At 67.8% G+C, this 11527-nt stretch carries 10 protein-coding genes; 2 read left to right on the forward strand and 8 right to left on the reverse strand.

From position 1 onward, the window contains the following. Window positions 1-2 precede the first annotated feature (2 nt). From FURADRAFT_RS17575 to FURADRAFT_RS17590, 4 genes are all read right to left on the reverse strand, one after another. Entirely contained in the window at window positions 3-1325 is a 1323-nt protein-coding gene (locus FURADRAFT_RS17575) for a nicotinate phosphoribosyltransferase (protein WP_008955524.1), read from the reverse strand. After that, window positions 1322-1918 carry an isochorismatase family protein gene (locus tag FURADRAFT_RS17580; RefSeq protein ID WP_008955525.1) on the reverse strand — a complete coding sequence of 199 codons (597 nt, stop codon included), beginning with the start codon at window positions 1916-1918 and terminating at the stop codon, window positions 1322-1324. The genes FURADRAFT_RS17575 and FURADRAFT_RS17580 overlap by 4 nt, the downstream gene beginning before the upstream one ends. A 98-nt stretch (window positions 1919-2016) precedes the next feature. Further along, on the reverse strand, window positions 2017-2679 hold the full coding sequence (locus tag FURADRAFT_RS17585; protein ID WP_008955526.1) for a dienelactone hydrolase family protein: 663 nt from the start codon (window positions 2677-2679) through the stop codon (window positions 2017-2019). Window positions 2680-2839: 160 nt separating this feature from the next. Continuing rightward, the gene (locus FURADRAFT_RS17590) at window positions 2840-3823 is read right to left on the reverse strand and encodes a helix-turn-helix transcriptional regulator (protein WP_236261625.1); all 984 of its coding nucleotides are present in this window, start codon (window positions 3821-3823) and stop codon (window positions 2840-2842) included. Between the two features lie 151 nt (window positions 3824-3974). Here FURADRAFT_RS17590 and FURADRAFT_RS17595 point away from each other — a divergent pair, with 151 nt between their 5' ends. Together FURADRAFT_RS17595 and FURADRAFT_RS17600 are read left to right on the forward strand one after the other, a co-directional pair. Beyond that, a complete protein-coding gene (locus FURADRAFT_RS17595) occupies window positions 3975-4784 on the forward strand; it encodes a ThuA domain-containing protein (protein WP_008955528.1) in 810 nt (269 codons plus the stop codon). Beyond that, entirely contained in the window at window positions 4781-5887 is a 1107-nt protein-coding gene (locus FURADRAFT_RS17600) for a Gfo/Idh/MocA family protein (protein WP_008955529.1), read from the forward strand. Before FURADRAFT_RS17595 ends, FURADRAFT_RS17600 begins: the two co-directional genes overlap by 4 nt. Before the next feature lie 337 nt (window positions 5888-6224). Here FURADRAFT_RS17600 and FURADRAFT_RS17605 read toward each other — a convergent pair whose 3' ends face one another. The 4 genes from FURADRAFT_RS17605 to FURADRAFT_RS17620 form a co-directional block, all read right to left on the reverse strand. Further along, a complete protein-coding gene (locus FURADRAFT_RS17605) occupies window positions 6225-8174 on the reverse strand; it encodes a methyl-accepting chemotaxis protein (RefSeq protein ID WP_008955530.1) in 1950 nt (649 codons plus the stop codon). 250 nt (window positions 8175-8424) lie between these two features. Continuing rightward, window positions 8425-9792, reverse strand: a complete 1368-nt coding sequence (locus FURADRAFT_RS17610; RefSeq protein WP_008955531.1) for an MFS transporter — start codon at window positions 9790-9792, stop codon at window positions 8425-8427. A 378-nt stretch (window positions 9793-10170) separates the two neighbouring features. Continuing rightward, on the reverse strand, window positions 10171-11040 hold the full coding sequence (gene purU / locus FURADRAFT_RS17615; RefSeq protein ID WP_008955532.1) for a formyltetrahydrofolate deformylase: 870 nt from the start codon (window positions 11038-11040) through the stop codon (window positions 10171-10173). Between the two features lie 18 nt (window positions 11041-11058). Next, the gene (locus FURADRAFT_RS17620) at window positions 11059-11508 is read right to left on the reverse strand and encodes a dihydroneopterin aldolase (RefSeq protein WP_008955533.1); all 450 of its coding nucleotides are present in this window, start codon (window positions 11506-11508) and stop codon (window positions 11059-11061) included. Window positions 11509-11527 lie beyond the last annotated feature (19 nt).

Raw genomic sequence — 11527 nt, forward strand, 5'->3', positions numbered from 1 at the left:
AGCTAGTGCTCTTCCCGATCGAGCTGTTGCGCCAGGTCCTGCAGCGCAGGACTGATCTCGACGCGATACGGCCGCGTGGCCGGCAAGCGGCGCAACTGGGCGGCAACGTGGTCGCGGCTTTGCGCCAGGGTCACCGCCGCGCCCACGCGCTGCCCCTGGCGCATGCAGCTTTGCAGCAAGGGCTCGCCGGCCGGCGGCGGTTCGTCCAGCAAGGCCACCACGTCGTGGTCGAAGCGGCCGTCCGCGGCGTAGCAGCGATACACCTGCTTGCGGCCGGGCCAGGTCGCCTTGCCGGTGGAGCGCTTGCGCCGCGCCGTGCCGGCGTATTCCTGCAGCTTGTAGACGCAGTCGAGGTAGGGGCTGTCGCAGGCGGTGTCGACGCGCGTGCCGACGCCGAAGCCGTCGATCGGCGCCCCCGCGGCGAGCAGGCAACGCAGCTCGTCCTCGTCGAGGTTGCCGCTGCAGAAGATGCCGATGCCTTGCTGGCCGGCCGCGTCGAGGATGGCCCGCACCGCGCGGGCGTGCGCGGCGAGGTCGCCGCTATCGAGCCGCACCGAGCCGATGCGGATGCCCTGCTGCGCCAGCCGGGGCGCCAGTGCCGCCACCTTGCGCGCCGCCGCCTCGGTGTCGTAGGTATCGATCAGGAGCACCACGTTGTCCGGCTGCGACCGGGCAAAGTGCTCGAAGGCCTCGACCTCGGTGGCGTGCGCCTCGACATAAGAATGCGCCATGGTGCCGAACACCGGGATGCCGAACCGCATCCCGGCCTGCACCGTCGCCGTGCCGTCGTACCCGGCCAGGTAGCAGGCGCGCGCCGCCATCAGACCGGCCTCGCCGCCGTGGGTGCGGCGAAAGCCGAAATCCACCAGGCGCTTGCCCGGCGCGGCCAGCGCGCAGCGCACCGCCTTCGACGCCACCACGGTCTGGAAATGCACCAGGTTGATGAGCCGGCTCTCGATCAGCTGGGCCTGGGCGATCGGCGCCGTGACGCGCAGGATCGGCTCGTTGGGGTAGAACAGCGTGCCCTCGGGCATGGCATCGATGTCGCCGCAGAAACGAAAGTCGCGCAGGTAATCGAGAAACGCCGGCTTGAACCGGTGCTGGCCGGCGAGCCAGTCCAGTTCCAGGGGGGTAAAGCGCAGGGTCTCGACATACTGCAAGAGCTGCTCCAGGCCCGCCGCGATCAGGAAATCGCGCCCCGGCGGCAGGCTGCGCACGAAGCATTCGAATACCGCGGTCTCCGCCATGCCTTCGTCGAAATAGGCCTGCAGCATGGTGAGCTGGTACCAGTCGGTGAGGAGCACGCTGCCGGACGAGTCGCTCATGCCGCCAGATCCTGAAACACCACCGGATGCGCGCCGAGCCGGCACATCTCGCCCTCAGCGCGCATGCCGTCGTCAGGATCGACGTTGACGGCACGGATCGCATCCACCAGCAGACACACCGTGAAGCCCTGCTTGAGGGCATCGCGCACGGTGTTGAGCACGCAATAGTCGGTGGCGAGCCCGCCGACGAACACGCGCTCGACGCCGCTACGTCGCAATTGCGCGGCCAGCTCGGTGCCGTCAAAGCCGGAATAGGCGTCGTGCTCCGCCTGCGTCGCCTTCGACACGATCACTGCGGAACGCGGCAGGTGCAGGGTGGGCGGGAACAGCGCGCCGTCGCTGCCGGCCACGCAATGCACCGGCCACGGCCCGCCCTGCAGGGTGAACGAGCAGTGCCCAGCCGGATGCCAGTCGCGCGTGGCGTACACGGCCAGGCCCTGCGCGACGAAGATGTCGATGTAGCGGTTCAGCACCGGCACCACTTCGTCGCCGTCGCCGACCGGCAGGTGCCCGCCGGGCAGAAAATCGTTCTGCACGTCGACCACGATCAGGGCATCGCGCGACGACAGCGCTATGACAGACGCAGGGGACATGGTTTTTACCCCGAAGCAACACGATCTCGCTTTATTGTAGACGCCCCGTCCCGACGCAGCCGACGCGGGGCCGGGCTGCGCGCCGCGGAGCAAGTGCCTCAGGGCACCGGTGCATGGCCCGGGGCAAAGTGAAAGCGCAGCCAGCGCGCGGCTTGCTCGGCCACCTCGGTCAGCGTGCCCGGCTCCTCGAACAGGTGGGTGGCACCGGGAATGATGACGAGCGAGGTCGGGCTGTGCATGTGGGCCTGCGCCTCCTGATTGAGGCGGATCACCTCGGTGTCGAGCTCGCCCACCAGCAACAGGGTCGGGCTGTGCACCTGCGCCAGCGCCGCCGCGCCGGCCAGGTCGGGGCGGCCGCCACGCGACACCACGGCGGCGATGTCCGCGCCCTGATGCGCCGCCGCGCGCAGCGCCGCGGCCGCACCGGTGCTGGCGCCGAAATAGCCCACCGGCAGCGCGGCGGTGTCGGGCTGGCGCTTGAGCCAGGCGGTGGCGGCCTCCAGCCGCTCGGTGAGCAGGGCGATGTCGAAGCGCGTCTGGTAGACCTGGTCTTCCTCGCGCGTCAGCAGATCGAACAACAGCGTGGCAATACCGGCCTCCTGCAGCACCTCGGCCACGTAGTTGTTGCGCGGGCTGAAGCGGCCGCTGCCGCTGCCGTGGGCAAACAGCACGACGCCGACCGCCCCCAGGGGAATCTCGAGGTGCCCCTCGAGCCAGGCCTCCTGCACCGGAATGGCCACTTCACGTTTGCCGCTTTGCATCTTGCCCCCTCGCCACCGGCACGCCGGTCAGCCGGTGTATCGTCCCTTCACTGTAGCCCATGGCGCTGCGTGCCGGGCGATGATCCGGGGCCTGGAGCCGGGCACGCGGCGATGGCCGCACCGTGGCGGCGCACGGCGACTCGCCCCTCCCTAGCGATCGCTATGAGCGCTCCGCAGTCCCTTGCTCCCGAGCCGCCCGCCAGGCCTTGGGGGTCACGCCGAAATGCGCCCGGAAGGTGCGGATGAAGTAGCTCTGGGTGGCAAAACCGCAAGCCCACGCCACCTCCTTGCCGGCCCGCGCGCTCTCGCCCAGCAGACGGGCGGCGCGCTCCATGCGCTGGCGGTTGATGAAGGCGGCGAGGTGTTCGCCGGTCGTCTGGCTGAACAGGTGCGACAGGTAATCCGCGGTGCAGCCCGACTGCGCGGCGAGACGCCGCACGCTGAGCTGATGATCGCCCAGCTGGTTCTGCACCAGAACGCGCACCCGCGCCACCAGCGGCGGCTCCTGCCGGGTGTCGGCGCTGGCGTCGTCGAGCGCGCGCAGCACCCCGGCGGTGGCCGCCACCACCAGCGCTCGCGCCTGGGCTGCGGCCCAGGCCGGCTCCGTGTTCGTCGCCGCACCGGAGCTGCGCCCCAGGCGCGCGGCATCGGCCAGCCAGTCGTGAATGCCGTGCGCCTGGGCATGCTGGCGCGCCTCCAGGTGCAGGATGCCCGGCTGCCCCGGCGCTTCCTCGTGGGCGATGTGGCAGATCAGCGTCGCCCCCTCGGCGTACACCACGATATTGCAGAACGGCGTGCCGTCCTCCGCCGCACCGACGCGCTCGGCGTGCAGCAGCTTGGGAGGGAGCACCAGCGCCTCGCCCGGCCCCAGCCGCAGCTCACCGTGCGGAAAGCGGAAGCGCGTCCACCCCGCCACCTGCAGGAACAGCTCGGGCGCCAGATGGAAGTGCCCGTCGCCGCCGGCCGCCCACTCACCCGCCGCGCCGGGCAGCCGCAAGGGCCGGGTTCCGTCGGCCAGGCCGTGTACAAACGCCGCCAGCTCGCGGCGCATCCGGGGGGCCTGTTCGGGCGCGGCCTGGCGCGGGCTCGGCTGCCGGACGGTCGCTTCGAACGGCGGCGGCAATGAATCCAGGTTTTTTGACATTCTTCGCAGTTTTTTCGCGCTCTTTCAGATTGAGAGAAGGCCCGACGGACGGCTACTCTTTTTCACGTCGGACCACACCATTCGGCACCACCAGCCAAGAAGACCGGAACTCGGTTATTGCCTGGCGGTGAAACCACCCTGGAGGAGCATTGTGCTAAAAACCAAGATTTCTGTCATTGTCTGGAACGAATTCCGCCACGAGCGGGAGAACGAGGCGGCACGCGCCATCTACCCGGACGGGCTGCACACCACCATTGCCGCCGCGCTCGCCGAGACGCCGGCGCTCAACCCCGGCGCGCTGCCGCTGGAGATTGCCACCGCCACGCTCGACGAGCCCGAGCACGGCCTGTCCGAAGAACGCCTGGCCGGCTGCGACGTGCTGCTGTGGTGGGGCCACAAGGCGCACGACCAAGTGTCCGACGCCGTGGTGGAGCGCGTGCAGCGCCGCGTGCTGGAAGGCATGGGGCTGATCGTGCTGCACTCCGGCCACTTCGCGAAGATCTTCCGCCGCCTGCTGGGGACGAACTGCTCGCTGAAGTGGCGCGAGGCGGACGAGAAGGAACGCGTGTGGGTGGTCGAGCCGTCGCACCCGATCGCCGCCGGTCTCGGCGAGTACTTCGAGCTGCCGAACGAAGAGATGTACGGCGAGCGCTTCGACATTCCGCAGCCGGACAGCACTGTGTTCATCTCGTGGTTCGAGGGCGGCGAGGTGTTCCGCTCCGGCTGCTGCTGGGAGCGTGGCCACGGCCGCATCTTCTACTTCCGACCCGGCCACGAGGCCTACCCGACCTACCACGACGCCAACGTGCAGCGCGTGCTGGCCAACGCGGTGCAGTGGGCCACCCCGCGCGTCAACATCGTCGATCGCTGCCCGATGTCGCCGCCGCTGGAAAAGCTGAGCGAAAAGACCGTGAGCTTCGGCAAAGTCGGCATCCTGCAAGGCAAGGGAGATATCCAATGAACGACGACTACAAGGTGGAAGTGAAAGACGCACCGCGCGCCGACGACGGCCGCCGCCTGCGCGTCGGCGTGATCGGCCTTGGCATCGGCCGCTTGCACATCGAGGGCTGGCTGCAGCACCCGCAGGTGGAGGTGGCGGCGATTTGCGACCCCGACCTCGAGCGGCTGGCCAAGGTCGGCGAGCAGTTCGGCATCGCGGCGCGCTACGACAGCGCCGACGCGATGCTGGCGGCGGAGCGGCTCGACGTGGTGAGCGTGTGTACCCCGAACAAGTACCACAAGGGGCTGACGCTGGCGGCGTTCGAGGCCGGCTGCCACGTGTTGTGCGAGAAGCCGATGGCGCTCAACGCGGACGAGGGGCGCGAGATGCTCGCCGCGGCACAGCGCGCTGGCAAGCGCCTGATGATCAACTTCTCCTACCGCTTCTCGGCGCAGTCGCGCGCGCTGAAGGCGCAGGTGGACGCCGGGCGCTTCGGCGACTTCTACTTCGGGCGCTCGGTGTGGCACCGCCGGCGCGGCATGCCGGGTTTCGGCGGCTGGTTCGGCACCAAGGCGCTGGCCGGCGGCGGCCCCTTGATCGACCTCGGCGTGCACCGCCTCGACCTGGCCCTGTGGCTGATGGGCTACCCCAAGCCGACTTGGGTAATGGGTGGCAGCTACGACCACATCGCGCGGCCGCTGGCGGCGCAATCCGGCAAGGACTTCGACGTCGAGGACCTGGCCTGCGCGCTGATCCGTTTCGACAACGGCGCCACGCTGGCGCTGGAAGCGTCCTGGGCCGCCAATATCCGCGAAGCCGAACTGATGGAGACGCGCCTCCTTGGCACCCGGGCCGGCCTGCTGCAGCACAACGTCGGCGAGGGCTACACCTTCGACGCGCACATCTTCCTGGAGCAGGACGGCGCGCAGTTCGACATGCGCCTCAATCCAGCGGCGACACCGGCGCACTCGGCGATGCACGATTACGCCGAGGCGATCCTGAACGAGCATCCTCACCCGGCACCGGGCGAGGAAGGGCTGATCGTGATGGAAATCCTCGACGCAATCTACGCCAGCGCCCGCTCGGGCGAACCGGTGAGGATCGGCAGCGCGGCCCGCGGCTAACAGCAGCGACCGGCCTGACGCGCCACATCCAAGGTGGCGGCAATGGCCGGCCGCACGCCGTCTTCGGCCAACCTTAGCAGGCAGGAACAATGGCCCCGATCGACAGCGTGCAACAGCAACAGATCGGGAGAAACATCGAATCGTTCGCTGAGCCTGTTCCTCCCTGCCCCCAGCAGCGGTCACCGGCTCCAGGCTCAGAACCTGTTTACGATCTCGCGAGCTAGCGCGAGACAAGGCAAAAACGGCTGAGGAAGCGGCGTTTACAAGGTGTAAACGAGCCTTCCAAAGCCGTTTTTAACGCCGTATCGCCAAAGCGCAGCAGACCGTAAACCGGTTCTCAGGTCTTGAAGCGGCTCACCAGTTGGCCCAGCCCGCCCGCCAGCTCCACCAGCTGCACGCTGTGGCTCGCCGCCTCGTCGGCGTGGTGCGACACCTGGTGCGCCGCGCCGCAGACATGCTCGATGTCGCTGGAGAGCCGCGCCGTGGCCTGGTGCTGATCGGTGCTGGCGCGCGCGATCTGCGCGTTCATCTCGTGGATCACCCGCACCGACTGCGAGATGCGGCCAAACGCCTCGCGTGCCGCGCCGCTCTTGAGCACCGTGTCGTCGGACTGCGCCAGACTGCTCGCCATTTCGCGGGCCACCAGCCGCGTGCCCTGGCCGAGCTTGTCGAGCAGGGACTGGATCTGGCGCGTCGACTGCTGCGTGCTTTGCGCCAGCGAACGCACCTCGTCCGCCACCACGGCAAAACCGCGCCCCTGCTCGCCGGCGCGCGCCGCCTCGATCGCGGCGTTGAGCGCCAAGAGGTTGGTCTGGTCGGCGATGCCGCGGATCACCTCGAGGATGGCGGTGATGTCCTGCCCGGCGGCCTCCAGCTCCTGCAGCGACGCCGAGGCCTGGCGCAGCGTGGCGCTCAGGGCTTCGACGCTGGCCACGGTCTCGTCCACCACCTGCTCGCCCTGCAGCACCGATTGCTGACCGTCCTGCGCCGCGGTGGCGGCCTGCTCACAATTGCGCGCCACCGTTTCCGCACTGTCCGCCATGCGGCTGACCGCGCTCGCGGCGTTCTCCAGCACCGCGAGCTGGGCCTGCGCCGTCTGGCTCATGGTGCGCGCGACGTGATCGACGCGCCCGGCCGATTCACCCACCTCGCCGGCCTTGAGGCTGGTCTGGCGCACCAGGTGCAGGATGGTGTCGAGAATGCCGTTGAAGCGTTGCGCAAGCGTCGCGGTCTCGTCGCGCGACGTCACCGTGAGCCGGCGCGTCAGCTCGCCGTCGCCGGCGGCGATGGCATGCAGCCCCTCGGCGACCTGCTGCACCGGGCGCGCGATCAAGCCGGCGAGCCAGCCGCCCAGCAGCGACAGCACCAGCACCAGGCCGAGGCTGATCGCGGCGATGGTCCAGGCCATGCGCTCGGCGTGGGCGTAGATCTCGGCGCGCTTGACCAGGCCGATGAACTTCCAGCCCAACAGCGGCGACTTGATCACGTTGGCCTGGTACGCCTCGCCGCCCAGCGTCACGGCAACCTGGCCGGCGTCGAGCGCGGCGTAGGCGCCACCGTCGATCTCAGCCAGCTTCTTGAAGTTGTGCTCGGGCTTGAGCGGGTCGACCAGCACCGTGCCGTCGCCCTGCACCAGCATCAGGAAGCCGCTCTCGCCGATGCGGATCTTGCGCACCAGTTCGGTCAGTCCCTTGAGTGACACGTCCATCGCCATCACGCCGAACTTGCGGCCGTCGCGCTCGATGGCGTGGGCCGCACTGACAATGGTGGCGTTGTCGCCCGGCCAGTAGTAGGCGTCGGTCAGCACGCTGCGCCCGGGGCTCGCCATGGCCTGCATGTACCACCCGCGCTTGCGGGGATCATACGGTGCATTCACTTTCCCTTCCGGCCACTGCACGATGCCGCCGTGCTCGGTACCCACATAGATGTAGGCCAGGTCAGGATGATTCTGGCCGAACTGCTGGAACAGCCGGAACAACTCGCCTTCGTTGCCGGGCTTGCCGGCCGAGGCCATGCGCTGCTCGCCGGAGAGCGTGGAGAAGTTGCTGATCTCGGGGCCGAGCTGCGCCATCTGCGGCAGCGCGGCAAAGAATGCCACATCGTTGAATACCGACTGGAACGCGCCGCTCAGGGTCTTGTCGACCTGGCGGATTTCGCGGCTGCTGGCGTCGATGAAATGCTGCATCGCTTCCGAGCGCGCCTGCAGTATGGACAAGGTGGCGATGAACGATACCGGCAATAAGGTAGTCAGCAGGAAGCACAGCACCAACTTGGTACGTATCTTCATGACAGGGTTTCGCTCCGTGGCGGGCTGGGCGCCGTAACGTGTGCTCCGGGCTGCCGGACGAAAAAGACAGGACGGGATGGGATTCATGGCAGCGGACGATTGCGGCTACGGCACGCAGGGGCCGCGACCAGCACCCGGGGGGCCGATCGCGGCGAAAGAAGGCGCAGCCGCGCCGGACACCCTGCCGGCACGGGCTGCGTGCGGAGAGCCGTTCACGCCCCGGCGGCGGCGCCGGAGCACGAAGCGGTTCTTACTCGTCGGCCAGCGGCTGGCGCGAGGTTTCGCGGCTCACCAGGATGGCCACCAGCGCTACCGCGGCGGCCGCCATCAGGTACCAGGCCGGCGCCATCTTGTTGCCGGTCTGCTGGATCAGCCAGGTGGCCACCAGCGGCGCGGTGCCGCCAAACAGGGCGTTGGCGGTATTGAAGCTGAAGGCGAAGCCGCTGTAGCGCACCTTGGTCGGGAAGATTTCCGACAGGAAGCACGGCAGGGTGCCGTCGTTCATCGTCAGCATGGCGCCGAACGCCACCTGCACCAGCACGATGCCGATGAAGCCGAGCGTCTGCAGTTGCTGGAACAGCGGCAGGGTCAGGCCGATGAACAGCAGCGAGGCCAGGATCAGCATGGTCTTGCGGCCGAAACGGTCGGACAGCGAGCCCATCATGAAGATCAGGCCGATGTAAGCCGCCAGCGAGATCGACGCCGCGATGAACGACTCCGATTCGCCCATGCCCATCTCGGTGGAGAGGTAGGTCGGCATATAGCTCAGCACCAGATAGAACGCCACGGCGTTGAGGCAGGTCACGGCGAAGGCCACCACCACCTTGCCCAGGTGCACGGTCATCAGCTCCTTGATCGGGGTCTTGGCTACATGGTGCTTGCCTTCCAGCTCCTTGAACTTGGGCGAGTCCTCCAGGCGCACCCGGATGTAGCGGCCGATCAGGCCGAACGGGGCCGCCAGCAGGAACGGCAGGCGCCAGCCCCAGGAGTGCAGCTGGTCGACGGTCAGCACAGCGTGCATCACCGCCACGAACAGCGAGCCAAACAGCAGCCCGGCTGCGGTACTGGCCGGCACGATGCTGGTATAGAAGCCGCGCTTGCCCTCGGGGGCGTACTCCGCCAGGAAGGCCGACGCCCCGGCATACTCGCCGGCCGCCGAGAAACCCTGCACCAGGCGGATGACCAGAAGCAGGACCGGTGCCCACAGGCCGACCTGGGCGTAGGTCGGCAGCAGGGCGATCAGGAAGGTCGACGCCGACATGATCAGGATCGACAGCGACAGCGCGCTGCGTCGTCCTATCTTGTCACCGAAGTGACCCCAGATGATGCCGCCGATCGGGCGGATGATGAACGAGATGGCGAACACGGCGTAGGCCGCCAGCAGACCGGTCTTCGGGTCGCTTTGAGGAAAGAAGACGACGGCTATGATCGTGGCGAGATAGCCGTAGGCGGCATAATCGAACCACTCGACGAAGTTACCGATGAAACTGGCCATCGCGGCCCGTTTCAGGGTGCTGCCGGAGTCGGCCCCGGCATGGTAGGTACCGACGTTGCCCGCGGCGGCGTAGCCGCGGTTAGGCAGGGTCTTGCGACCTCTGTTTGCTTTGTTGTCGTGCATTTGGTTTCTCCTCCAAACTGATTGTAGTAGTGCGGAATGTCCGGTTCATTGCTCTGTTTTTGTGAACTTTTTGGATCACATGACTACTAAATTTCTCGACAAACGTTTCAGTGCCCGCCACCAATCCGGACCGATCCAGCCATGCGTCGACCTCGCCCTTTCTCCTGTGAGGCGGGCCGGCATGATGGGCTGAACACGGTCCTGCCCAGGCATGGGCGGGACGGGTGCTATGGCTCGGAAACGGGGTGCTGCAGCTGCGTCATTCCTTCTCTGGTGACGATCTCCTCTAGGTAAAAAAACCGGTTATCCCTTGTCCTGGCATCAGGACGCCTACGGCACGGGCGCGCCGAATCGGGGCCCGTGCGCGCCGCGCTCGGGCTAGAGCACCACGGTGCGGTTGCCGTTGATGAATACTCTCCTCTCGATGAAGGCCTTGACCGCCCGGGCCAGCGCCAGGCACTCGACGTCGCGTCCGGTGGCGAGCAGGCGCTCCGGACCGTAGGAATGGTCGACCCGCTCCACCACCTGCTCGATGATCGGCCCTTCATCCAGCTCATCGGTGACGAAGTGGGCGGTGGCGCCGATCAGCTTGACGCCGCGCTCGTAGGCCTGGTGGTAGGGCTTGGCGCCCTTGAAGCCGGGCAGGAAGGAGTGGTGGATGTTGATCACGCGCCCGGCGAAGTCGGCGCTGAAGGCGGCCGACAGCACCTGCATGTAACGCGCCAGCACCACCAGTTCGGCACCACTCGCGGCGATCAGCGCGCGCAGGCGCGCCTCCTGCTCGGGCTTGCTGTCCGGGGTGAGCGGCAGGTGGTGGAAGGGAATACCGTTGGCTTCGGCCAACGGGGCCAGCGTGTCATGGTTGGAGACGATGGCGACCACGTCCATCTTCAATTCGTCCATGCGCCAGCGGAACAAGAGGTCGGCCAGGCAGTGGTCGAGCTTCGACACCATGATCAGCACCCTGGGGCGCACCGCCTGGTCGTGCAGCGCCCAGCGCATGCCGAAGCGCGCCGCCACCGGAGCGAAATCGCGGCGCAGTTCGTCGAGCGCCAGCGCCTGTCCGGCGCGATGGTGGAAGATGCAGCGCAGGAAGAAGCGCTGCTGGCATTCGTCGTCGAACACGGCGAGCTCGTCGATGTAGCAGCCGCGCCGGTCGAGGAACTCGACCGCGGACGCTACCTCGCCGGCTTCGCTCGGACAATCCAGGGTCAGGCTGAATGGGTGGGAAGGATGGCTGGATTTCATGTTTCTCTCCATGGTCCGTCAGGCCTGCTCGGCCACCGCCCGGGGCTGCCCCTGGTCGGCGCGGCGCGTGTCATGCCAGTGCTGGTAGTCCTGGCGCGACCACGACACCCTCACCCCCACCCGGCGCGCCACCTCCACCGCGTTCGGCTTGAACAGCGTCAGGTCCACCTGTTCCAGGGTCGGGAAGCGGCGGAACGACAACTGCAGCAGGTCGATCGCCAGCTGCTCCACCAGGCCGGTGCCGGGCTGGCTTTCCAGATAGGCGCACAGCACCTGGCAGTAGCGGTGGTAATCCAGGCACTCGGCGATATCCTGCGGCTGGCCGGGGTGGCGGTAGCGCAGCACGGCGTCGATCACCACCGGCTGCGGCGCGCGCTCGTAGTCGTAGATGCCGACCACGGTCTGGGTCGCCAACCCGTCGATGACGATCTCCCAGGTGCGGGAGGCGGCGTGGCTCTGAGGCTGCATGTCGGAACCTTCTACAAAA

It is taken from the genome of Pseudogulbenkiania ferrooxidans 2002 (assembly GCF_000174355.1).
Taxonomy (GTDB): domain Bacteria; phylum Pseudomonadota; class Gammaproteobacteria; order Burkholderiales; family Chromobacteriaceae; genus Pseudogulbenkiania; species Pseudogulbenkiania ferrooxidans.